24 protein-coding genes and 1 pseudogene are annotated in these 23421 nt (G+C 63.3%); 16 read left to right on the forward strand and 9 right to left on the reverse strand.

Annotated elements, in window-relative coordinates; genetic code table 11:
* The first annotated feature begins 101 nt into the window (after positions 1-101).
* The gene (aroG, locus tag UC34_RS19775) at positions 102-1175 is read left to right on the forward strand and encodes a 3-deoxy-7-phosphoheptulonate synthase AroG (RefSeq protein WP_044456891.1); all 1074 of its coding nucleotides are present in this window, start codon (positions 102-104) and stop codon (positions 1173-1175) included.
* An 82-nt stretch (positions 1176-1257) separates the two neighbouring features.
* Here the strand turns inward: aroG and UC34_RS19780 are convergent, their stop codons facing one another.
* Positions 1258-1821, reverse strand: a complete 564-nt coding sequence (locus UC34_RS19780; RefSeq protein ID WP_044456892.1) for a cob(I)yrinic acid a,c-diamide adenosyltransferase — start codon at positions 1819-1821, stop codon at positions 1258-1260.
* 307 nt (positions 1822-2128) lie between these two features.
* Here UC34_RS19780 and UC34_RS19785 point away from each other — a divergent pair, with 307 nt between their 5' ends.
* The 4 genes from UC34_RS19785 to glcE are packed head-to-tail and all read left to right on the forward strand — an operon-like array spanning position 2129 to position 7064.
* Positions 2129-3550, forward strand: coding sequence for an FAD-binding oxidoreductase (locus UC34_RS19785; RefSeq protein WP_044456893.1), 1422 nt, complete (start codon positions 2129-2131; stop codon positions 3548-3550).
* A gap of 7 nt (positions 3551-3557) precedes the next feature.
* A complete protein-coding gene (locus UC34_RS19790) occupies positions 3558-5111 on the forward strand; it encodes an FAD-linked oxidase C-terminal domain-containing protein (RefSeq protein ID WP_044456894.1) in 1554 nt (517 codons plus the stop codon).
* A gap of 1 nt (position 5112) precedes the next feature.
* Positions 5113-5982 (forward strand): ion transporter, encoded by an 870-nt coding sequence (locus UC34_RS19795; protein ID WP_044456895.1) that lies wholly within the window; start codon positions 5113-5115, stop codon positions 5980-5982.
* Positions 5982-7064 carry a glycolate oxidase subunit GlcE gene (gene glcE, locus UC34_RS19800; RefSeq protein WP_044456896.1) on the forward strand — a complete coding sequence of 361 codons (1083 nt, stop codon included), beginning with the start codon at positions 5982-5984 and terminating at the stop codon, positions 7062-7064. The genes UC34_RS19795 and glcE overlap by 1 nt, the downstream gene beginning before the upstream one ends.
* A 50-nt stretch (positions 7065-7114) precedes the next feature.
* Here glcE and UC34_RS19805 read toward each other — a convergent pair whose 3' ends face one another.
* Positions 7115-8641: an aminotransferase-like domain-containing protein gene (locus tag UC34_RS19805; protein ID WP_237165161.1), complete on the reverse strand. Its 1527-nt coding sequence runs from the start codon at positions 8639-8641 to the stop codon at positions 7115-7117.
* Between the two features lie 224 nt (positions 8642-8865).
* Between UC34_RS19805 and UC34_RS19810 the strand changes: the two genes are divergently transcribed.
* The gene (locus UC34_RS19810; protein ID WP_044456897.1) at positions 8866-9243 is read left to right on the forward strand and encodes a hypothetical protein; all 378 of its coding nucleotides are present in this window, start codon (positions 8866-8868) and stop codon (positions 9241-9243) included.
* Between the two features lie 2 nt (positions 9244-9245).
* Here UC34_RS19810 and UC34_RS19815 read toward each other — a convergent pair whose 3' ends face one another.
* Positions 9246-9743, reverse strand: a complete 498-nt coding sequence (locus UC34_RS19815) for a glutathione peroxidase (protein WP_044458452.1) — start codon at positions 9741-9743, stop codon at positions 9246-9248.
* A gap of 197 nt (positions 9744-9940) precedes the next feature.
* Here UC34_RS19815 and UC34_RS19820 point away from each other — a divergent pair, with 197 nt between their 5' ends.
* From UC34_RS19820 to UC34_RS19850, 7 genes and pseudogenes are all read left to right on the forward strand, one after another.
* Positions 9941-10654, forward strand: a complete 714-nt coding sequence (locus UC34_RS19820) for a YggS family pyridoxal phosphate-dependent enzyme (protein WP_044456898.1) — start codon at positions 9941-9943, stop codon at positions 10652-10654.
* A gap of 134 nt (positions 10655-10788) precedes the next feature.
* Positions 10789-11601 (forward strand): pyrroline-5-carboxylate reductase, encoded by an 813-nt coding sequence (gene proC, locus UC34_RS19825; protein WP_044456899.1) that lies wholly within the window; start codon positions 10789-10791, stop codon positions 11599-11601.
* A gap of 186 nt (positions 11602-11787) precedes the next feature.
* Complete coding sequence (locus UC34_RS19830; protein ID WP_052811139.1) at positions 11788-12276, forward strand: N-acetylmuramoyl-L-alanine amidase; 489 nt, start codon at positions 11788-11790, stop codon at positions 12274-12276.
* Positions 12248-12736: an IS66-like element accessory protein TnpA gene (tnpA, locus tag UC34_RS19835; protein WP_084070255.1), complete on the forward strand. Its 489-nt coding sequence runs from the start codon at positions 12248-12250 to the stop codon at positions 12734-12736. Before UC34_RS19830 ends, tnpA begins: the two co-directional genes overlap by 29 nt.
* On the forward strand, positions 12733-13080 hold the full coding sequence (tnpB, locus tag UC34_RS19840) for an IS66 family insertion sequence element accessory protein TnpB (RefSeq protein WP_044453173.1): 348 nt from the start codon (positions 12733-12735) through the stop codon (positions 13078-13080). The genes tnpA and tnpB overlap by 4 nt, the downstream gene beginning before the upstream one ends.
* 58 nt (positions 13081-13138) lie before the next feature.
* Positions 13139-14725 (forward strand): IS66 family transposase, encoded by a 1587-nt coding sequence (gene tnpC / locus UC34_RS19845; RefSeq protein ID WP_044453172.1) that lies wholly within the window; start codon positions 13139-13141, stop codon positions 14723-14725.
* A gap of 56 nt (positions 14726-14781) precedes the next feature.
* Positions 14782-15306 (forward strand): annotated as a pseudogene (locus UC34_RS19850) (N-acetylmuramoyl-L-alanine amidase); the annotation flags it as partial.
* A 93-nt stretch (positions 15307-15399) separates the two neighbouring features.
* Here the strand turns inward: UC34_RS19850 and ubiA are convergent.
* The 6 genes from ubiA to UC34_RS19880 form a co-directional block, all read right to left on the reverse strand.
* Complete coding sequence (gene ubiA, locus UC34_RS19855; protein WP_044458454.1) at positions 15400-16266, reverse strand: 4-hydroxybenzoate octaprenyltransferase; 867 nt, start codon at positions 16264-16266, stop codon at positions 15400-15402.
* Between the two features lie 130 nt (positions 16267-16396).
* Positions 16397-17791 carry a 4Fe-4S binding protein gene (locus tag UC34_RS19860; protein WP_174556773.1) on the reverse strand — a complete coding sequence of 465 codons (1395 nt, stop codon included), beginning with the start codon at positions 17789-17791 and terminating at the stop codon, positions 16397-16399.
* Positions 17792-18013: 222 nt separating this feature from the next.
* Positions 18014-18850 carry an FTR1 family iron permease gene (locus UC34_RS19865; protein WP_044456900.1) on the reverse strand — a complete coding sequence of 279 codons (837 nt, stop codon included), beginning with the start codon at positions 18848-18850 and terminating at the stop codon, positions 18014-18016.
* Between the two features lie 77 nt (positions 18851-18927).
* Positions 18928-19251 carry a cupredoxin domain-containing protein gene (locus UC34_RS19870; protein WP_044458456.1) on the reverse strand — a complete coding sequence of 108 codons (324 nt, stop codon included), beginning with the start codon at positions 19249-19251 and terminating at the stop codon, positions 18928-18930.
* Positions 19252-19347: 96 nt separating this feature from the next.
* The gene (locus tag UC34_RS19875; RefSeq protein ID WP_044456901.1) at positions 19348-19971 is read right to left on the reverse strand and encodes an iron transporter; all 624 of its coding nucleotides are present in this window, start codon (positions 19969-19971) and stop codon (positions 19348-19350) included.
* Between the two features lie 295 nt (positions 19972-20266).
* Entirely contained in the window at positions 20267-20728 is a 462-nt protein-coding gene (locus UC34_RS19880) for an Lrp/AsnC family transcriptional regulator (RefSeq protein ID WP_044456902.1), read from the reverse strand.
* A gap of 487 nt (positions 20729-21215) precedes the next feature.
* Between UC34_RS19880 and UC34_RS19885 the strand changes: the two genes are divergently transcribed.
* From UC34_RS19885 to UC34_RS19895, 3 genes are read left to right on the forward strand one after another with little or no spacing between them, the layout of a single operon-like run.
* Positions 21216-22004 (forward strand): amino acid ABC transporter permease, encoded by a 789-nt coding sequence (locus tag UC34_RS19885; protein WP_044456903.1) that lies wholly within the window; start codon positions 21216-21218, stop codon positions 22002-22004.
* On the forward strand, positions 22001-22654 hold the full coding sequence (locus tag UC34_RS19890) for an amino acid ABC transporter permease (RefSeq protein WP_044456904.1): 654 nt from the start codon (positions 22001-22003) through the stop codon (positions 22652-22654). The genes UC34_RS19885 and UC34_RS19890 overlap by 4 nt, the downstream gene beginning before the upstream one ends.
* Positions 22638-23366, forward strand: coding sequence for an amino acid ABC transporter ATP-binding protein (locus UC34_RS19895; RefSeq protein ID WP_044456905.1), 729 nt, complete (start codon positions 22638-22640; stop codon positions 23364-23366). Before UC34_RS19890 ends, UC34_RS19895 begins: the two co-directional genes overlap by 17 nt.
* The last annotated feature ends 55 nt before the right edge of the window (positions 23367-23421 follow it).

Genomic DNA, 23421 nt, shown 5'->3' on the forward strand with positions numbered 1-23421 from the left:
CACCGAACGAATCCTGAAAAACCGCCAGCGAGTCTGGCGGTTTTTTTTTGACCCGAATCCCGAGAAACGAACCGCAGTGCGAACTGCCCAGGAGAAAAACCATGCCTCCCCACAACACCGATGATGTCCGTATTCGCGAACTGAAAGAACTGACGCCCCCGGCGCACCTGATCCGCGAATACCCGTGCTCGGAAGCGAGCGCCGACCTCATCCATCGCTCGCGCGGCGCCATCCACCGCGTGCTGCACGGCATGGAAGACCGTCTGGTCGTGATTATCGGGCCGTGCTCGATCCACGATCCGAAGGCCGCACTGGAGTACGCCGCACGGCTGGTCGAACAGCGCGAGCGCCTGAAGGGCGAACTCGAAATCGTCATGCGCGTGTACTTCGAAAAGCCGCGCACGACCGTGGGCTGGAAGGGTCTGATCAACGACCCGCACATGGACAACAGCTTCAAGATCAACGACGGCCTGCGTCTGGCGCGCGAACTGCTCGCGCAGATCAACGAAATGGGCCTGCCCGCCGGCACCGAATACCTCGACATGATCAGCCCGCAGTACATCGCCGATCTCGTATCGTGGGGCGCCATCGGCGCACGCACCACCGAGTCGCAGGTGCACCGGGAACTGGCGTCGGGCCTGTCGTGCCCGGTCGGCTTCAAGAACGGCACCGACGGCAATGTGAAGATCGCCGTGGACGCCATCAAGGCCGCCTCGCAGCCGCACCATTTCCTGTCGGTGACCAAAGGCGGGCACTCGGCGATCGTGTCGACCGCGGGCAACGAGGACTGCCACCTGATTCTGCGCGGCGGCAAGGCCCCCAACTACGACGCCGCCAGCGTGCAAACCGCCTGCGACGACATCGCCAAGTCCGGCCTGGCCGCGCGCGTGATGATCGACGCCTCCCATGCCAATAGCCAGAAGAAGCATGAGAACCAGATCCCGGTGTGCGAGGACATCGCCCGTCAGATCGCCGGCGGCGACGACCGTATCATCGGCGTGATGGTCGAATCGCATCTGGTGGCGGGCCGTCAGGATCACGTGCCGGGCAAGGAACTGACCTACGGCCAGAGCATTACCGATGCCTGCATCAACTGGGAAGACAGTCTGAAGGTACTCGACACGCTGGCCGAAGCCGTGCGTGCACGTCGCGTGGCTCGCGGCGCGGGCAACTGATCGGCGTCAGGGCGGCCCGATGGCGGGGCCGCCCGAAGTCCATCGCAAGTGCGCCTGCGGCGCTTGCCGGACTTGCCAAAGATTACGGATTCCCGCCGTCGGCCCGGTCGCGTTGCCACAGCACGTCGGTCCCGCCGCCCGCGCGATTGAGTACGCGGGCCAGGACGAACATCAGATCGGACAGACGGTTGACGTACTGACGCGGCGCCGGCGCCACCGTCTCCTCGGCGCCGAGGGCCACCATCGCCCGCTCGGCGCGACGCGCCACGGTTCGCACGATATGCGCCTGCGCCGCCGCACGGGTGCCGCCCGGCAAAATGAATTCCTTCAGACGCGGCAGGTCGGCGTTGTAATGCGCCAGCCACTCGTCGAGTTTCGCCACGTGGGCGTCTCCCAGCAGCGTGTGACGCGGCATGCTCAACTCCCCGCCCAGATCGAACAGGTCATGCTGAATATCGATCAGCATGCTGCGCACGTCGTGCGGCAAGTCTTCGCACAGCAGCACGCCGATATGCGAATTGGTCTCGTCGACCTCGCCGATGGCGACGATGCGCAGGCTGAACTTGTCGACGCGAGCGCCATCTCCCAAGCCGGTTTTGCCGCCGTCGCCGGTACGCGTGACGATCTTGCTCAAACGATTACCCATCTTCTGACACCTACCCCTTGCGGCATATTTCACCCGGCGACGCCTGTCGACTGCCGCACGGTCTGCCTTTTTGATTGAAATGGACCGTACAGCGACCGATTGCTTATTTTTCAGGCAATTCCGATGGCGTCGATACACGGCAAGTCCGTATGATATGACGCAAAGTGTGGGGAAAAACGCCGCCACGGCGTAAAATCCCCGCTCATGAGGTGTCAGGAAGCGCGTCGCGCGCCCAAGACCCCGCCCGATATGGTGTCCGCCCTCGCCTACCGGCTAACGGCGGCCCGGAGACCCGAAGGAGAAAGCCGTGAATCACCCCCATCTGCCGTTCGCCGCAAAGCGTCCGTTTCCCGACGCCCTGCTCACCGAGTTGCAAGCCCTGCTGGGCGAGCGCGTGAGCACGAAGGAAGCACTGCGCGAACACCACGGCCGTGACGAGTCTCCCTTCGATCCGATGCTGCCCGACGCGGTGGCATTCGCGCACAGCACGCAAGAGGTCTCCGAGATCGTCAAACGCTGTGCGAAGTACGACGTCCCCATCATTCCTTACGGCGCCGGTTCGTCGCTCGAAGGCCATCTGCTGGCAGTCGAGGGCGGCTTGTCGCTCGACCTGTCCGAGATGAACCAGATCGTCTCGATCAACGCCGAAGACCTGACCGTCACCACGCAACCGGGGATCTCCCGCAAGGCCCTGAACGAAGCCCTGCGCGATACCGGGTTGTTCTTCCCGATCGATCCGGGTGCGGACGCCAGCATTGGCGGCATGTGCGCCACGCGCGCCTCGGGCACCAACGCCGTGCGCTACGGCACGATGCGCGAGAACGTGCTGGCCCTGACGGTGGTGCTCGCCGATGGCCGGGTGATCCATACCGGTACGCGCGCGCGCAAGTCGTCTGCCGGCTACGACCTCACGCGCCTGTTCGTCGGCAGCGAAGGCACGCTTGGCATCATCACCGAAGCGACGGTGCGTCTGTATCCGCAACCGGAAGCCGTATCAGCCGCGATCTGCTCGTTCCCGAGCATGACGGACGCCGTCAACTGCACCATTCAGACGATTCAACTGGGCGTGCCGGTGGCACGGGTCGAATTCGTCGACGCGCTCGCCGTGCGTGCCATCAACAAGCATTCGAAGATGGAACTGCCCGAGACGCAAACGCTCTTTTTCGAATTCCACGGCAGCGAGGCCGGCGTGAAGGAGCAGGCGCAAACGACCGAAGAACTCGCGAAGGAAAACGGCGGCACGGGCTTCGAATGGGCCACGCGCACCGAAGACCGTAATCGTCTGTGGAGCGCGCGTCACAGCGCTTACTTCGCCATGCTCCAACTCCAGCCGGGCAGCCGCGCCGTCACGACGGACGTATGCGTGCCGATCTCGCGTCTGGCCGAATGCGTCGGCGAAACGGAAGAGGACCTGAAAGGCTCCTATCTCACGTGCCCAATCGTGGGCCACGTCGGCGACGGCAACTTCCACGTCGCGATTCTGATCGATCCGGACAAGCCGGAAGATGTCGAAGAGGCCGAGCGTCTGAATCAGCGCATCGTGGAGCGCGCGATCCGCATGGGCGGCACGTGCACGGGCGAACATGGCGTGGGCCTGCACAAGATGGGCTTCCTCGTGACCGAACATGGCGAGGACGCCATCGATGTCATGCGCGCGATCAAGACATCGCTCGATCCCCACAATCTGCTCAATCCGGGCAAGATTTTCCGGTTGCGTGCTGCGGGCTGAGCGCCGCATGAACGCGCCGCTCACGCCGCAAGGCCAGTCCAACCCGCCCGGCTCGGTCCCGGCGGGCGTCGCGCTCGACGACAGCACCGACGCCGGGGCGCTCGCCGCCCGTCAGCGCCAGTTGCTCGAAGCGCTCGGCCGCATTCTGCCGCCGCATTGCATTCTGCATCGCCGCGAAGACACCACGCCCTATGAGTGCGACGGGCTTGCCGCCTATCGACGCGTGCCGCTCGCCGTCGTGTTGCCGGAATCGGAATCGCAGGTGCAGCGCATTTTGCAGGCCTGTCATCAGCTTGGGATTCCGGTCGTGCCCCGAGGCGCAGGTACGAGCCTGTCCGGCGGTGCGATGCCGATCTCCGACGGGCTGGTGCTCTCGCTCGCCAAGTTCAAGAAGATCATCGAAGTGGATCCGTACGCCCGCACGGCCACCGTGCAGCCGGGCGTTCGCAATCTCGCGATCTCCGAGGCGGCAGCGCCTTACGGGCTGTATTACGCGCCGGACCCCTCGTCCCAGATCGCCTGCACCATCGGCGGCAACGTGGCGGAAAATTCCGGCGGCGTGCATTGCCTGAAGTACGGGCTGACGGTGCACAACGTGCTGCGCGTGCGCGCCATCACCATGTCGGGCGAAGCCATCGAATTCGGCTCGCTCGGGCCGGACGCGCCCGGCCTCGATTTGCTCTCCGTTTTCATCGGCAGCGAGGGTATGTTCGGCGTCGTGACCGAAATCACCGTCAAGCTGGTGCCCCGGGCACAGACGGCGCAAGTCATCATGGCCAGTTTCGATGACGTCGAGACGGGCGGCAACGCCGTCGCCGCGATCATCGCCGCAGGCATCATTCCGGCCGGGCTGGAGATGATGGACAAACCCGCCACGCAGGCCGTCGAGGAATTCGTGCACGCCGGCTACGATCTGAACGCGGCGGCGATCCTGCTCTGCGAGTCCGACGGCACCCCCGAAGAAGTCACTGAGGAAGTCCTGCGCATTTCGCATGTGCTGCGCACGTCGGGCGCGACACGCTTGCAGATCTCCCGCACCGAGGAGGAGCGCCTGCGCTTCTGGTCCGGGCGCAAGAATGCGTTTCCCGCCGCCGGGCGCATCTCGCCGGACTACTACTGCATGGACGGCACCATTCCACGCCGTGCGATTGGGACATTACTCAAACGCATCGAGGGCCTGGAACAACAATACGGATTGCGCTGTATTAACGTCTTTCATGCGGGAGACGGGAACATGCATCCGCTCATTCTTTTCAACGGCAACGACCAGGACGAATGGCATCGCGCCGAGGCATTCGGTTGCGACATTCTGGAAGCGTGCGTCGAACTTGGCGGCACGATCACGGGCGAACACGGTGTGGGCATCGAGAAGATCAATTCGATGTGCGTCCAGTTTTCCGCCGAAGAGCGCGACGCGTTCTTCGGGGTGAAGCGTGCGTTCGATCCGGTCGGGCTGCTCAATCCGGACAAGGGCATTCCGACACGCGCGCGCTGCGCGGAGTACGGCAAGCTGCACGTGCGCGGCGGACTGCTGCCGCACCCCGACCTACCGAGGTTCTGACATGCGCCCGCTGTCGGAATGGCTGCCGCATGACTGGCGGCAGCGGCTTTACATCATCATCTTCGAAGCCGATACCCGTGAGGGTCGGCTATTCGATATCGCGCTGCTCATCGCCATCGTGCTGTCCGTGCTCACGGTCGTGGTGTCGAGCGTACCGGCGGTGCAGGCGACGATGCCCATCCCGATGGCCATTCTGGAGTGGTTCTTCACGCTCCTGTTCACGGCCGAGTACATCGCGCGATTGCTCAGCGCCCATCGGCCGATGCGCTATGCGCTGTCGTTCTATGGTCTGATCGACCTGCTCGCCATTCTGCCGACGTATCTCGCGATCCTCGTACCCGAGTTGCACGGGCTGATCGACGTGCGTCTGTTGCGGCTGATGCGCGCGTTCCGAATTCTCAAGCTCACGGCCTATGTGAACGAAGCCGGAATTCTCAGCATTGCGCTTTACAACGCGCGTCGCAAGATCCTTGTGTTTCTCGGGTTCATCTCGATCATCGTGGTGATCTTCGGCACGCTCATGCACATCATCGAAGGTCCGGAGCATGGCTTCACCAGCATCCCGGTCGGGATTTACTGGGCGATCGTCACGCTCACCACGACGGGCTACGGCGACGTGGTTCCCGTGACCGGACTGGGCAAGGCAATTACCGGCTTCGTCATGCTGCTCGGCTATAGCGTGATTGCCATACCCACGGGCATCATGGGCGCCGAGATTCACTCGGCCATGCGCAAGAAGCCGATCACCACGCGCACCTGCGGCCAATGCCAGACTGAAGGACACGACCCCGACGCGCGCTTCTGCAAACACTGCGGCAGCGAACTGGGGCCCTACCAATCCGATACGACACCGCCGCCCGAACCGAGCTGATGACCGACACGAACGATACCCTCGAGAATTTCCGCGCCGTCATCGAACAGGCCACCGCGCGTCGTGCGCCGCTCCAGCTTCGCGGGGGCGGCACCAAGGCATGGTATGGACAGCAACGCGTGGGCGACGTGCTCGATACGCGCGCTTACCGCGGCATCGTCGCCTACGATCCGGCCGAACTCGTCATTACCGCGCGTTGCGGCACCCCGCTGGCCGACATCGAAACCGCCCTTGCCGAGCGCAACCAATTACTGCCGTTCGAGCCGCCCTATTTCGGACCCGGGGCCACCCTTGGCGGCGCCGTGGCGGCGGGCCTGGCCGGGCCGCGTCGCAGCGCGGTCGGCTCGGTGCGCGACTTCGTGCTGGGCGCGAAACTCATGGACGGTCGCGGGCACGTGCTGAACTTCGGCGGTCAGGTGATGAAGAACGTCGCCGGTTACGATGTCTCCCGTATGCTCGCCGGCTCGCTCGGCACGCTGGGTCTCATTCTGGAGGTGTCGCTCAAAGTGCTGCCGCAGCCCTTCGCCGAGCTCACCCTGCAATTCGAGATGAACGCCATCGATGCGGTGCGCAAGCTCAACGAATGGGGTGGGCAGCCATTGCCGATTACGGGCAGTGCGTGGCGCAGCGACTTGCTGGTGATTCGTCTGGCGGGCGCGTCGGCAGCGATCAAGGCGGCCCGCGTGAAGATGGGCGGCGAACTGGTCGATGCCATTCACGCGGCCAAGTTCTGGCATGCGATCCGCGAGCAGACCGACAACTTCTTTGCCGACGCGGGACCGGGGCAGGCGTTGTGGCGTCTGGCGGTGCCGTCCACGGCCGAACCGCATCGACTGCCGGGCAAGCAACTCATCGAATGGGGCGGCGCACAGCGCTGGTGGATTACCGATGCGGATGCGCAGATCGTGCGCTCCGCAGCGCGCCAGGACGGTGGCCACGCCACGTTGTTCCGCTACGGCGAGCCGGGCGTGAGCGTCTTCACGCCGCTGCCCGCGCCGGTCATGCGCATCCATCGGAATCTGAAGTCGGTGTTCGATCCCGCCGGCATTTTCAATCCGGGACGGATGTATCCGGAGTTCTGAGCGCGCCCGTCTTCGAATCAAGCCTCACGTAGCCGGCGCGCGACCTGCCCTCAACCGTGGGCCTCCAGCAGGCGGATGACTTCGGTCGCAAGCGTGCGCACCGCCTTGTCGACCTCGCGCGTGAACGGTTGCCCGCCGTTGATGCGCAGGAAATTGTCGTAGCGCGCCGAGTTGGAAAACAGGCTACCCGGCGCGACGCGGATACCTTTGGCCAGCGCCGCGTCGAACAAGCGCTCGGAACTCACGCCGCCCGGCATCTCCACCCACAGGCTCAATCCGCCGGCCGGTTGCGTCAGACGCGTGCCTGCCGGGAAGTACGTGGCGATCGCCTCGGCCATTGCCGCACGGTGCTCCCGCAACTGCGTGCGCAAGTGGCGCAAGTGCCGGTCGAAGCGAGGCGAGTCCATGAACTCGCCCATCGCAATCTGCGCCAGGGCTTCGTTCGGGCGCGTTTGCGCGTACTTGAGCATCTCGACGCGCCACTGCCACTTGCCCCCGGCAATCCAGCCCAGCCGCATACCCGGCGCGAGCGTCTTGTGCAGCGACGCACAGTGGATCACGTTGCCCGTTGTGTCCCATGACCGGATGGCGGCGGGAATGTTGCCGTCGTCGCCCAGCGCGGAGTAGGTGTCGTCCTCGATGATCGCGATGCCGCGCGACTCCGCCCACTTCACGAGCTGCGCCTTGTGCGCATCCGGCATCACCGAGCCGAGCGGATTCTGGAAATGCGGCACCACGATCACCGCCTTGATGTTTTCGTAGGTCTGGCTGGCGAGTTCCAGCGCGTCGAGCGAGATACCGGTTTGCGGACTCGTCGGGATCTCGAGCGCGCGAATCCCCATGCTCTCCAACGTCTGCAGCAGCGCGTAATACGTCGGCGATTCGACGGCGACCACGTCGCCCGAACCCGCCACGGCCCGTAGCGCGAGGTTGATCGCCTCGATGCAACCGTGCGTGACGACAATCTCTTCCGGATTGATATTCATGCGCGCTTCGAGCGCGCGCCGCGCGATCGCGGCGCGAAAACGGGCGTCGCCCCCGCCCGGCGGCGGTGTGCCGTAGAGCAACGGGTTGTCGCGCAGCGCACGAATCGTGGCCTGACGCAGTTCGTTGACCGGATAGAACGACGGCGAACCATGCGCGACCGCCAGGTTGACTTTGACGTCCGCCTGAAGGCCTCTGGCAAGAATGGACGACACGCGCTGGTTGATGCCCACGTACTGCATCAGGTCGGGCACCCATGGACGTGGCTCGGCCACGGGCACGAGGCTCGCCCGCGCCGGCGTACGCACGAAGTACCCCGAACGCGGGCGCGCTTCGAGCAATCCCTGCGCTTCAAGGTGACGGCACGTCTGCAACGCCGTCGACAAGCTGACCTGGTGCCGCTCCATGAGCGCCCGCACGCTGGGCATGCGGGCGCCGGGTTCGAGCGTGCCGGCTTCGATGGCGTGGCGGTAGTGGTCCGCCAGTTGGCGGTAGAGCGGCGTGCGCTCCTCGGCCACGGCAGGCGCCGGTGCACGCGCCGATGCGGACTGATGCGTGGGCGGCGTGGGCGACGTCAGGTGCGTCGAAGGCATGGAGGGTGTCCGGTCAGCGACCAGGGGTTCGGGATTAACGGCGTCCATGCGCAGATGATCGGCCATTGCGCGCAACCATAACAGATACAGATTTGAGGATTTGGCATCGTAACAGAACGCCCTGCGCTCATCTGTTACGGGCCAAACCGCGTGACTGTGTGCCTACCGGGGCGCCCAGGCCGTCGATACGCTGTCGTCATCTGTTCAACGCCCCGGAGTCCGTCATGGCAACGCCCCTCGCCCCCGTTTTCCCTACCCAGTCCACCGACCTCACGCTCATGCGCGGGCAGTCGTTCCACGGGTACGTGAGCCGTGGCACGGTGCTTCACGTGGGGACGGGCCGTGCGGTGCTCACGCCCGCCTCGCACTGGCTGTCGGAGAGTGTCTGGCGCACTACCGTGCCGCTCACGGCAGGACAGGTTCACGTGGTGCAGACATCCGGCTGGATGACGCTGACGAGCGAGACCGGCGCACGCATCGTGTGGCGGGAAAACACCGGCATGCCGAGCGTGCCGGTCCGATCGCCCGCACAGGCGTCCGCTCACACGCTGGCCGGCTTCGTTCGGCCGTTGCGCATGCTGCGTCGGCGTTTCGGCCTTTGACGTTATCGGGGCAGCAGTTTCTCGATATCCGCCCGAATCGCCTCGGGCTTCTCGGTCGGTGCATACCGCGCCACCACGTTGCCCGAAGCGTCAACCAGAAACTTGGTGAAGTTCCACTTGATCGCCTTCGTACCGAGCACGCCGCGCTTCTCCTGCGTGAGATAAGCGTAGAGCGGCGCGGCGTCCGGGCCCTTGACGTCGATCTTGGCAAACATCGGAAACGTGACGTGAAAACGCAAGTCGCAAAAGCTGCGGATGGCCTGCGCGTCTCCCGGCTCCTGTTTGCCGAACTGATTGCACGGAAACGCGAGCACTTCGAAGCCCCGTGGGCCCAGTTGCTCGTAAAGCGTCTGTAAACCGGCATACTGAGGCGTGAATCCGCATTCGCTCGCCGTGTTGACGATCAGCAGTACCTTGCCACGGTACTGCGACAGGCTGACGGATTCGCCGGCCAGCGTCTGGACTGAAAAATCGTAAACGCGCTGCGAACCTGCGCTCATCTCCGGCTCCCTGTTGGTGTTGGCACCGCGAAGTCTGCCACAACCGATGCTCGTCGACGCGCTCGACATGCGGGTAGCACCTTCCTTTTTTCCCGGGTAGCACCTCCGGCGCGAGCGCGGCTATAATCGTTGCCCAACGCGCCTGAACCGGCGCCAAATACCGCAGCCCCCCAGTCTGAATCTGCCGAACCCGTTCTATGTCGACTATTGCAGCAAACCTCGACGACGTCCTTTCCCGGATTTCACGCGCAACTGCCGACGCTGGGCGACCGGCCGGTAGCGTGCGCCTGCTCGCCGTGTCGAAAACGTTCGGCGTGCAGGCCGTTCGCGACGCCGTCGCGGCTGGCCAACGGGCATTCGGCGAGAATTACGTTCAGGAAGCCCTCGACAAGATTGCCGCCCTGGCCGGCGAGACGCCTGGCGCTCAGCCCCTGGAGTGGCATTTCATCGGGCCGCTGCAAAGTAACAAGACGCGGGCCGTTGCAGAGCATTTCGACTGGGTGCACTCTGTCGATCGCCTGAAGATCGCGCAGCGGCTGAGCGCCCAGCGTCCGACGGACATGCCGCCGTTGCAGGTGTGCCTGCAGGTCAACATCAGCGGCGAAGCGAGCAAGAGCGGCGTGACGCCCGAGGAAGTCCCTGCTGTGGCCCGTGCCATCGCGGCGCTGCCGAATCTGGCGCTGCGCGGGTTGATGGCGATTCCCGAACCGGAAGACGACCCGGCGCGTCAGCGCGCCCCTTTCAGGGCGGTTCGCGTGTTGTTCGACACGCTGCGCGCCGAGGGCCTGATGCTCGATACGCTTTCGATGGGCATGTCCGGGGATCTGGAGGCGGCCGTGGCCGAGGGTGCGACAATGGTGCGCATCGGCACCGCCATTTTCGGCGCACGCGATTACGGCTCCCGGGCCTGATCGCAACGTGCCGCAGGCGGCGGGCGCACCAGCAGCACATCGGCAGCGCATCGTCGGCACGCGCCGCCGCCAGCACTTGCATGCAGCAGCAACAGAGTCACGAGTAACGACATACGCAACGCAAAAGGATGGTTATGAGAATTGCATTCATCGGCGGCGGCAACATGGCCAACGCCTTGATCGGCGGACTCGTCAAGCGCGGCACGGCCCCGCGCGACATTCTCGCCATCGACGTCAACGAATCGACGCGCGAAGGTCTCGTCAGGCAACACAACATCGAGACCGCCAGCGCCCCCAATGACCGGCTGCGTGATTACGACACGCTCGTGCTCGCCGTCAAACCCCAGGTCCTCAAGGATGTCGCGCAAGCCCTCCAGCCGCATCTGAACGGCCAACTGGTCATCAGCATCGCCGCAGGAATTCGCGCCTCCGATCTGGCGCGCTGGCTCGGTGGCCACAACCAGATCGTGCGCTGCATGCCGAATACGCCCGCTTTGATCGGCAAGGGCATCACCGGTCTGATCGCGCTCTCGGGCGTGGATTCCGACCAGCGCAAGCGTGCCGAAAACGTGCTGAGCGCCGCCGGCGAGATCGTCTGGGTCGAGAAGGAAAGCCAGCTCGATGCCGTGACGGCGATTTCGGGCAGCGGGCCCGCCTACGTCTTCTACTTCATCGAGGCATTGGAACAAGCGGCGCAGGAACTGGGTTTCACGCCCGAGCAGGGACGCCAGCTTGCCATCGCCACGTTTACCGGCGCTTCGCAACTCGCGGCAGACTCGACCGAACCCGCCAGCGTGTTGCGTGACCGGGTGACGTCCAAGGGCGGCACGACCTTCGCGGCCATCTCGTCATTCGAAAAGGATGCGATCAAGGACGCGATCGTACGCGGCGTGAAGGCTGCCAACAGCCGCGCCAAGGAACTCGGCGACGAACTGGGTGACGCCTGATCGCCCTCGGGCAGCATTTCGTATCGTCCTCTGGGCAATCGCTCGATTGCCCATCGTTCGCGGCAACGGCATGCCCGCGATCATGCCGGCCCCGCCTGCGCGGGTCCGGCGTGAGCCATTCTCACAAGTCGTCGACGCTCACCAACGACTACGCTGTCCGAGTCCCAACGACGTGACAGAAGACCGATGCGTAACGTTCGACAGACGCCTGTTGGCGACGCCACGACGTCCCAACGCCGGGATTTTCTCGCCAGGGCCACCGGCCTGTGCGTCGCGCTGGGGGCTCCCCCGCTCACGCAGGCAAGCACGACGACATCGCCCGCCGCCTCGGCGTCGCCCGGGCCCCGATCCGTCGAGTTCGATATCGATACGTCGGTACGCTCGCCGAATCAGGAATGCCGCATCCGCACACTCGTGCTGCATTACACCGAAGTCTCGCTAGCCGAATCGCTCCAGATCCTGACGAATGTCGCGCGGAGCGTCAGCGCGCATTACCTCGTGCCGGATACGCCCCGCAGCGACGGACACTTCCATGTCTACCAACTCGTGCCCGAAACGCAACTGGCGCACCACGCCGGCGTGAGCGCATGGCAGGGTGAGCGAATGTGTAAAGGCTCGAGGAGTACCGTCTTGATGCGAGGAGAGTATGTGGGTACTTTTGCGTCCACCAAATGAAATGGTGGGCACAAAAGTGGACAAGGTTTTGAGTGTGGCTGTGGAAGCGGTACCTTACCGACGAGCGAATTTCCCAATGGAGTTCAAGCGCGCGACGGTCGAGGCAACGTTAAGGCCAGGTGCGTCGGTTGCTTTGACAGCGCGCAAGGCAGGCATCAACGCCAACTTGTTATTCAAATGGCGCCGGCATTATCTGGCTGGCGCTTACGGTGATGTCACACCTGAGCTTGTTACTCGCCAGAGTTCCGCGGCTTCGGTGACCGAGTTTGTTCCCGTGACGATCACGAAGGCTCTCGTTGGCATCGCCACGCCGACGGCAGACCAAGCAGTCCCGACCTCACGATGTTCATCGAGGCACGAGGGGAAGATCGAGTTGGTGATGCGTGGCGGCACAATGCGCTTCGATGGTCCGCTGAGTTTGGAGTTACTGCGCGAGTTGATTTCGGAGCTACGCACATGATCGGGTTGCCCTCGAACACGCGTGTGTGGATCGCCGCTGGCGTGACAGATATGCGCTGCGGCTTCAATGGTTTAGCTGCCAAGGTCGAGTCGGTGCTGCATAAGGATCCGTTCTCGGGGCACATCTTCCTGTTTCGTGGTCGTCGTGGTGATTTGCTCAAAGCGCTGTGCTGGAGCGATGGCGGATTGTGCTTGCTGGCCAAGCGGCTGGAGAAAGGTCGCTTCGCGTGGCCACGGGCCGATGGTGGTGTCGTGGCACTCACCACTGCGCAGCTCTCACTCTTGCTTGAAGGGTTCGATTGGCGCGAGCCCATCGACGCGGCTCGCCCACGCAGTGCGAGATAACGTATTTTTTGGGAGATATCCGATAGGCAGCGGGCGCACTGGACGATAGGCTTACGTCATGAGCTTCTCCCGCGCCAATCTGCCTGACGACATCGATGCCCTCAAGGCGTTGGTGTTGGCTAGCCAGCAGGTTTTGCACGAGCGCGAAATACAGCTCGCCGCGCTGCAAACGCGCCTCACATCGCGCGAGCAAGAGATTGCGCATTTGAAGCTGCTCATCGACAAGCTCAAGCGCATGCAGTTTGGACGAAAATCCGAGAAGCTCGCACGCCAGATCGAACAACTCGAGCTGCGTCTGGAGGACTTGCAAGCCGCCGAAGGTGCCACCGAGGCTGCCACGCCGATTAAGTCCCAAGTAAAAGTCCGATCCGAGCGCCAGGCGCTGCCAGAACACCTTGCGCGTGAAGAGCGCGTCTACCTACCCGAGGCCGAAGATTGCCCGGCCTGTGGCGGCAAACTCAAGCCGCTGGGAGAAGACGTCTCGGAGCAGCTCGAATACGTGCGAGCGCACTTCCGTGTGATTCGCCACCGCCGCCCCAAGCTCGCTTGTGCGTGCTGCGACACGATTGTGCAGCAGCCGGCACCGAGTCGCCCGATTGAGCGTGGCGTGGCTGGCCCCCATCTGCTCGCGCACATCATTACCAGCAAATTCCTCGATCACCAACCGCTGTACCGCCAGCAGGCGATCTATGCCCGTGACGGTGTGGAACTCGAGGCCGGGCAGATGGGGCATTGGCTGGGGCGCGTGAGCTGGTTGTTAAATCCGCTGGTGGATGCTGTGCGTGCCTACGCGCTGGGCGGCACCAAGGTCCACGGCGATGACACACCATTGCCGGTGTTAGAGCCCGGGCGAGGTAGCACCAAGACTGGACGGCTCTGGGTGTACGTGCGTGATGACCGGCCGTGCGGCTCCCATGAGGCACCTGCCGTTTGGTTTGCTTACACGCCTGATCGACGGGGCGAGCACCCACAGCGACATCTGGCAAGCTTTAACGGGGTGCTGCAAGCCGATGCGTTTGCCGGTTACGCGCCACTTTATGAAAACGACAGCATCCGCGAAGCGGCGTGCATGGCGCACGCGCGACGCAAGATCTACGACCTGCATGCGGTACGCCCCAACGCCATTACAGAAGAAGCTCTGCACCGCATCGGCGAGCTATATCGCATAGAAGCCGAAATCCGGGGCAAACCACCGGACGAGCGACGGCAAGTGCGACAGGCACAGGCTGTACCTCGGCTCGAAGCGTTACGGCAGTGGTACGAATCAGTGCTGCCAACACTCTCTGCGAAGTCCGACACCACCCGCGCGATTCAGTACTCCCTGAACCGCTGGCCCGCGCTCGCCTATTACTGCGAGGACGGGCAGGCGGAGATCGATAACCTGATTGCCGAGCGTGCGCTGCGCGGCGTGGCGATTGGCCGCCGCAATTATCTGTTTGCCGGCGCCGACTCGGGCGGTGAGCGTGCTGCGGCGATGTACAGCCTGATCGGCACGGCACGCTTGAACGGCATCAACCCCGAAGCCTACCTCGCCTACGTGCTCGAGCGCATCGCCGATCACCCGGTCAATCGGATCGACGAGTTGCTGCCATGGAACGTGGCGCAGCAACTGCCTGACATCGCCAAGATCGAACCCATTCGCTAACCGCCATTTACCGCCGCGTCAACAACCCGATCTACGGTACACATCGAGCGCTTACGCGAATGTTGAATGCCTCGTCGATAGGTATCTCGATCGTCAATCCCGGGTTCGAACCGACCGACAAGGAACGGCCCTTGGCGGGACGGCGATGGCACGCGTACCCGTACGCGCAGATCGACGTCGTATGCCAGTTGGCCACCGCCATCGTGCAGCGCCATCGCATCGCGTCGACGCGCGTGGTCGGTCACGCCGACATCGCCCCGGGACGCAAGGTCGATCCCGGGCCACATTTTCCGTGGAAGCGCCTCTACGAGCGCGGACTGGGTGCGTGGCCGAATGAGGCGACGGTCGCGTGCTTTGCCGAGAACGCGCCGTACCGTGGCGACATCGCGGCACTGCAGGCGAAACTGCTCGCTTATGGCTACGACACACCGCAATCCGGCGAGTTGGATGACGCGACGCGGCATGTCGTCCAGTCGTTCCAAATGCACTTTTGCCCGACGCATCGGTACGACGGTGTACCCGATGTCCTCACGGTTGCCGTACTCGACGCCTTGCTGGAGAAATACTTCGGCGCACAACGCCCGGCCTGTTAGCCCATGGACGCTTGCGCATGCGCAACAAAAAAGCGGCGCATCATGCGCCGCCTTTTGTGGTTTCGCGCCCGTCGGGCGCGCTTACGCCGTCAGCAGATAGTGTCCGGCGATGCCCGCGAAAACGGCGGCGCCCAGCCAGTTGTTGTGACGGAACGCCGCGAAGCACGGCATGCGCTCACGGCCGCGAATCAGGAAATAGTGATAGATGGCGAAGCTCACAGCGACCGCCATGCCGAGCCAGAACGGCCAGCCGAAGCCGAGGTAGGCGCCGACCAGCGCCTGAATGCCGAGCGCACCGGCATAGCACAGCATGACCGCCGCCACGTCGAATCGCCCGAACGTGATGGCAGACGTCTTGATGCCGATCTTCAGGTCGTCGTCGCGATCGACCATGGCGTACTCGGTGTCGTAAGCGAGCGACCAGAACACGTTCGAGAGCAGTAACACCCACGCGATCGCCGGCACCTGATCCTGCACGGCGGCGAACGCCATCGGAATGCCGAAGCCGAACGCCACGCCGAGATAGGCCTGTGGCAATGCGAAGAAGCGCTTGGTGAAGGGATACGTGCCAGCGACGAACAGCGCCGGAATCGACAACCCCTTGGTCAGGCCATTGAGCGGCAGAATCAACAGAAAGCTGACGATGGCGAGCGTGGCGGCGACGGCGAGCGCTTCCCAGGCGCGGATGCGTCCCGAGGTAATCGGACGCTCCTTCGTGCGCTTGACGAACTTGTCGAAGTCGCGGTCGGCGTAATCGTTGATGGCGCAGCCCGCAGAGCGCATGAGGAAGGTGCCGAGCGTGAAGATCACGACCAGCAGCGGGTCGGGGTGTCCGTTCGACGCAATCCACAGCGCCGAAAGCGTCGGCCACAGCAGCAGCACGGTGCCGATCGGCTTATCCAGACGAACGAGGCGGAAGTACAGCGGAAGACGTTGAGCGAGCAACATGGGCGTCACGCAGAAGAAGCGCAGGAGAATTCGTGGCGACATTGTAGGCCACGCGTCTGGTGCCCGCCAATCGACACACCGATCGACACACCAATCGACATGTCACCCGCCGCGCCCCGCGCGGATGGCGTTACCAGATCCAGAACATCAGCAACCAGAGCCAGTTCACGAGCGCGAGCGCCGCCACGATCCCGGCCATCCCGGCTAAACGCCGTACCAGCGACGTCGCGTGACGTCCTGTGACTCGCCATCCCAGCCAGAGACTCCACAGCGTGGTCACGGCGAGGATCGCGGCACGCACGTCGTTCGCCCAGTAGATGGGCAGATGCTCGGCGCGCAGCAGGCTGACCGTCGTGGCCGACAGGCCGATGAACACGCCGGCGCCCGCAATCGGAATGAGCGACTGCACGAGATGATTGAACCGCGAGGTCTGCCACGGGCCCATCGCGCGGTTCGCCAGCGCGAAAATGAGGCTGAAGGCCAGTCCCAGCACGAGTCCGTTGCCGAGGATGTAAGTCACGACCATGGCGCCGTCGAGCCAGGTGAAAACGTCGCTCTGTTCGGGGTAATTGGTGAAGATGAACCACGGCGCGTTCGTCTCGAACGGCCACATGATGTCGCGGTCGATCAGCCAGGTCGCCAGCGCCGTCTTGGTCGCAACGAACCACGGATTGACCGTCCAGTGGAAGGCGCCGATGGCCACGCCGAGCAGGCCGAAGTTGACCAGTACGCTGTCCCACAGGCTGTTGTTCTCGGTCGCGCCGTACTTCACGATCTCTTCGCTGGGGGAGCGGCCGGTGAGCGAAATGGCGTCTCGATGCCCGGCGCAGCGGCCACACATGTGGCACTGCGCACCGCCCTTCATATTGCGCAGCGGCACGAGCGGCGCGCAATTGATCGGGATGATCTTGTGCCCCTTGGTGTTGTACGACTGCCGCCAGGCCTCTTCGTTGACCTTGAAATGGAACGGCGCGAGACGCGCGAGCAGCGAGAACACGCCATTGACCGGGCACAGATACTTGCACCACACGCGCTTGTCGCGTCCATAGAAGTAGCCGATGACCATCGCACCGATGGTCGAACCGCCCAGCACGAGCAGCACCGCCTTCGGATATTGGTAGACGCTGACCATCTGACCGTACAGCGTGGTGCCGGCGAAGGCCACGAACGGCCAGCCGCCCCAGCGCATCCAGCGCGGAATGGCACGGCCCTTGCCGTGGCGGCTCGCAAACTCGGAAAGCGTGCCTTCCGGGCAGAGCACGCCGCACCACACGCGTCCCATGAGCACCATGCTGATGAGCACAAACGGCCACCAGATCCCCCAGAAGGTGAACTGGGCGAAGACGGTGAGGTTATTGAGGATGTGCGCCGTCTCGTCGGGCAACGGCATGACCACCGGCACGCAGATGAGGAACGCATACACCAGCACGATGGCCCACTGCACGCCGCGGATCAGTTTGCCGTGGCGTTGCATCCAGAGGCCCAGTCGGGCCAGTCGGTTTGGGACGGTGATGGCGATGCTCATGCTCAGCTCTTGCGTCGGTATTGCTTCGGTGTGGCGTCGGTATTGCGTCGGTATTGCGTCGGTGTGGCGTGCTACTGCGCGGTACGCCGTCGGGGGACGACCTGCTCTTGCCGCCGGATCTCGTATGCTGCGTGTCCGGTCGATCCATCTTGGCGGCGCCAGGCGGGAAGACCGCCAGGCGCCACACGGACTGTATTGGTTGCGTGCCTTTACGCGCGTCGTTCAGGCAGGTTTCACTTGCTTGGCCGGGGTGCCTGCCCGCTTGAGCAATGCCCACATGAACAGCCAGTAGGCGACGTACACGAGCAGATTCATGCCGGACGGATGCGCGCGGTAGCCAGTCAGTGTAGCCACGAGGCTGCCAAACGGGCTGGCGTCATCGAGAATCGCGGAAGTATCCCACAGTTGGTCGACCAGTGTGGGCACAAGCTCCAGCGAGATCAGGCGATCCAGCCCCGACTCCAGCAAACCGGCCGCAAGGAACAGCAACATGATTTCGGTGACGCGGAAGAACAGACGCCACGAAAAAATTTTTCCACCGAGTTGCAGCAGCCAGAAGGTAACGAGCGCGAGCACGAACCCGATCGCCACGGCCAGCCACATCGACATCGGCACGCTGCCGCCCTGCCCGAAGCCCAGACCGTAGAGGAAGATCGCCGTCTCGCTGCCTTCGCGGGCAATCGCCAGTGCCACCAGCACCAGCACGCCCCACCAGGTGCCCTGATCGTGGTTCTTCTGCAAGGACGATTCCATGTCGCGCTTGAGCGTTCGCCCATTGCGCTTCATCCAGAACACCATCTGCACGATCAGCACGCTGGCAACGAGCACCATCGCGGTCTGGAAGTAATCCTGCGCGTCGCCCGAGAGCACTTCGGTGAAGCCGACGAGCGCTGCGCCAAGCCCGATGGCCGCCGCAATACCGAGCGCGACACCGGCCCACAGGTAGGGCAGACCGCGTTTGGCGCCGTGATCCGGATTGGCCAGCCAGGCATGAAGAATGCCGACGACCAGCAATGCCTCGACGCTTTCGCGCCAGACGATGAACATGACCTGACCCATCGCGTGATTCCTTTGTATTACGTCTGCTACGTTACGTGTGCTGCGGTGTGACTGGAAAGACTCGAACCTCGACCGGCTTACTTGGCGACGATGACGCCCTGCGCCTGCTGGTGGAAGTCATCGAAAAACTTGTACTCGCCCGGTTGCAGCGGTGCGATCACCACAAACGACTGCGCGCCCGGCGCCAGCACCTTTTCCTTGCGCAGTTGCAGGCTTTCGAATTCGACGGCATTCGTTCCGGTGTTGTGCACCTCGATCTTGATGCGCTTGCCGGCCGGCACTTCGATACGCGCCGGGTTGAGCTTGCCGTTATTCATTTCCAGCCTGAAGGTGGGCAAGTCATCGGCACGGGCAAGCGATGCGCCGCCCAGTGCGAACAAGGTCACCACCACGGCCGTCATCGTGGCCAGCAGGCGCGCGATGCGCTGATTCATCCTTCTGCTCCAAACGAAAACAGCGCTGGTCGACAGACCAACGCTGCATCAGATTACCCCGGCTCAGTAGCCGCCCTTCTTGCCGATACCCGAGAACGTGAAATCGACGACCTTGGTAATGGGCTTGAACCACGGACCCACGCCGGTTTCCTTATCGATGTGTCGACCGAAGCACCACGGACCGGCACCGCCGTGATCCATGTGGCCGCCGGCCATCGGCTTCGCATTCTTGTCCACCACGCAGCCGAACTCCTTGAGCGTGCCCGGCGCGTTGACGACCATCGTCAGTTGATACTTGCCAACTCCGTTGAGTTTCACGTTGTCGCCGTAGTGCGGGCCGTCGCTGGCCACCATCGGCATCATCAGACCTTGCACGGGGACGCCGTCCGGCTTGCCGTCTTTCATCTTCTGAAGCTTGTAGGTGATTTCAAGACCCGGAATCCAGTCGCCTTCGGCGTAGCCGTTCGGGTTGTTCTTGACCGCGTGAATGTCGGCTTCCAGGTGCATGTCCGACTTGGCGGCATCGCGCATCATGCCGACCGGTTCCATCGTGATCGGCTGGAGGTACACCGTGTTGATTTCCATGCCCGATTCGGTCAGCGGTTTGCCAATCGGAAACTCGGCGGCCTGAGCCATGGTGGCCGCACCGGCGAGCAACATCGCTGCCACGAGGGATTTCACGCGCATACACACTCCAAATTTTTGTCGAGAAGTTAATGCAAACAATTCTCAATAAGTTTAGCACTAACGCCGAGGGCCGACAAACCTGCCGAGTCAAGAGATGACGAGGAAATTTGGGAAGTGATACGGGTAGCGCGAATGCCGGCGGGGTTGTGCGGCCATTCTTAGGCGCCGGTTACGGAAAATTACCCGGGCGCCAAACCGCGTACTGCGCGGGCCGGTACCCGGCCTGCGGACGCTGCGGCCCAACGTCACGGCTCACACCATAACCACATGGGCTTAGGCGGGAATTAGGGAGGAATCAGGGAAGTACGCCGCCCCGGTCGATCTTGCGAGCGAGCACGACTGACGTCGTCGTACGCGTCACGCCGTCGATTTCGCCGATGGTGTCCAGCAGTGCATCGAGTTGATCTGCCGACGCCGCGTGCAGCCACGCCACATAGTCGAACTCGCCGCTCACGGAGCACAGCAAATGGATTTCCGGCATCTTGTTCAGGCGGCGCAGCACGTCGCGCCCCGAGCGCGGTTGCACGCTGATCCCGACACAGGCTTGCAGCCCGCCGCCGGCGGCATCCTGCCCGAGACGGACCGTGTATCCGGCGATGACGCCGGCCTGCTCCAGCCGGCCAATACGCGCGACCACGGTGGTGCGCGCAACACCCAGCCTTCGTGCGAGATTTGCAGTGCTCTCGCGGGCATTCACTCGCAACAGGGCCAGCAGGTTACGGTCGAGTTCGTCGAGCGCGGTCGCGGAGAGCGTCATTTGTGTCGTCTTGTATCGAAGCAGGTCGGCACGATCATGGCGTGATCGGCCCCGTCGGCAAACGCAAATAATTATAGGGCCGCTCCACCGCCTCGTACGGGGTTTGGCCGGCGCTGCCACCGTTGTCGTCATTGTCCCCCGCCCCTCACTGTATCCGTCACTGCATCTGCTTCCGAGCGCACAAGAGATACGATGACAAGGGGCGAAGCCGCGTCACCATCAACCCGACGTTGAGGGCAGTTCACCCGACGCGGCACCCCTCACGCACGCTCGCAAGCGCGCTTTAACCCTTGCATTATCAAGGCCATAGCCAAGGGTATCCCCCCAACGACCCGCTATTGACAACGCGGAAGCCCGGTGCGCAAAATCACATCACTTATATGACGACGTACAAGAAAGACTCACCGCAGTTGCCACGGGTCTCCCGCCCCCGAAGGCTGCTGTCTGGGGCGTCGGCCCCGAACGTCACCGGAGACAGGCGTTTGCCATGCATTTCTCGTTGAACTTCGCCCCACTGGCGCCCTATTGGCCAGTTTTCCTTGAAGGCGCATGGCTGACCCTGAAGATGACCGTCTTCTCGGTCGTCATCGGTACGGCGCTCGGCACGCTGGTGGCATTTGCCAAGCGCAGTCGTCATCGCCTGCTGTCGCGTCTTTGCGGCATCTATATCGAATCGGTGCGCAACACGCCGTTCCTCGTTCAGATCTTCCTGCTGTACTTCGGCCTTGCCAGCATAGGCGTGCATTTGCCGACATTTACCGCGTCGGTGCTCGCCATGGTGATCAACATCGGCGCCTACGCCGCCGAGATCATTCGCGCGGGCCTCGAATCGGTGCCACGCGGTCAGATCGAGGCAGCAGAATGTCTTGGCCTCTCGAAATGGCGCATCGCCTGGCACGTGATGCTGCAACCCGCCATCGAGAAGGTGTACCCGTCGCTCACCACGCAGTTCATTCTGATGATGCAGGCCTCGGCGATCGCTTCGCAAATTTCCGCAGAAGAACTCACCGCGGTGGCCAACACCGTACAGTCGGACACCTTCCGCTCGCTCGAGACCTACATCGTCGTCGCGGCCCTGTATCTGGCGCTCTCGTTGCTTGTGAAACTCGTGGCCTGGGCTGCCGGAGAGTACTTCTTCAAGCGCCGCCGCACCGTACGACGCGCAGCCGCACAGACGGCACAAGCCGCGCGCCGCCGTGCCGCCGCGGCGCGTGCCGGCCGCCCGGACGTCTCCGGCACGTCGTCGGGCAACGCCACGCAACGGAGCGCTTCATGATCGGCAATTTCTCGCTCACGTATCTGGCCTACATGGTCCAGTCGATCGGCTGGACGCTGGTGCTCTCCGCTCTGGCCTTCGTGCTCGGCATGGCCGGCGGCTTTCTGGTGATGCTTGGCCGCATTTCACCGCGACGCTGGCTGCGTCTGCCCACCCAGATCTTCATCGAAGCGATCCAGGGCATTCCGCTGCTGATCCTCCTGTTCATCGTCTACTTCGGTCTGTCGGTGTATGGCTTCGAACTGCCGTCAATCGTGGCGGCAGCCCTTGCCCTGATGGTCTACACCAGCGCCTATCTCGGCGACATCTGGCGCGGGTGCGTAGAGGCCATGCCGCGTGCGCAGTGGGAAGCGGCGGAGTGCCTGTCATTCTCGCGCTGGCAGACGCTGCGTCTGGTGATCATTCCACAGGCGGTGCGTCTGTCGCTGCCGCCGACCATCGGTTTTCTGGTGCAGATCATCAAGATGACGTCGCTCGCGTCGGTCATCGGCTTCGTCGAGCTGACCCGCGCAGGACAAATCATCAACAACTCGATTTTCCAGCCCTTCCTCGTGTTCTCGCTGGTTGGGGTGTTTTATTTCGTGCTGTGCTACCCGCTCTCGCGCTGGAGCGCATCACTGGAGGACAGGCTCAATGTCGGCAATCGTTAAGGTCAGGGAGATTCACAAGCGCTTCGGCGACAACCCCGTGCTCAAGGGCGTGTCATTCGAAGTGGAGCGGGGTCAGATGGTCGCCATCATCGGTGCCAGCGGCTCGGGCAAAAGCACCGCCTTGCGTTGCATCGACCGTCTGGAGACCATCGACGAAGGCACGATCGAGGTGTGCGGCCTGCGCGTCGAAGATCCGTCCATCGACCTGCATCAACTGCGCCGTGAAGTCGGCATCGTCTTTCAGAGCTACAACCTGTTCCCGCATCTGAGCGTGCGCGAGAACATCATGCTGGCGTTGCGCCATGTCAAGCGCATGGCGCGCAGCGAAGCCGAAGACGTCGCAAAACGAGTGCTCGCTCAGGTGGGCCTCTCAGACAAGGCGGACAGCTATCCCGAGCAACTCTCCGGCGGTCAGCAGCAGCGCGTAGCGATTGCCCGCTCGCTCGCCATGTCGCCGAAGGTCATGTTGTTCGACGAAGTGACGTCTGCACTCGATCCGCAACTCACGGGCGAAGTGCTGCGCGTGATGGAAGATCTCGCGGCCGACGGCATGACGATGCTGCTCGTGACGCACGAAATGGCGTTCGCCAAACGCGTGGCCGACCAGATCATCTACATGCATCAGGGCAAGGTATGGGAAGTCGGTCCAGGCGACATGCTGGACAACCCGCAAACGCCCGAATTGCGTGCGTTCCTTGCGAACGGGCTGTAAATCGAAAGGACGGCGGGTGCGCGACGCGGCATGACGTTCGCGCGGGGCGCGCCAG

The organism is Pandoraea vervacti (assembly GCF_000934605.2).
In the GTDB taxonomy this organism is placed as follows: Bacteria; Pseudomonadota; Gammaproteobacteria; order Burkholderiales; family Burkholderiaceae; genus Pandoraea; species Pandoraea vervacti.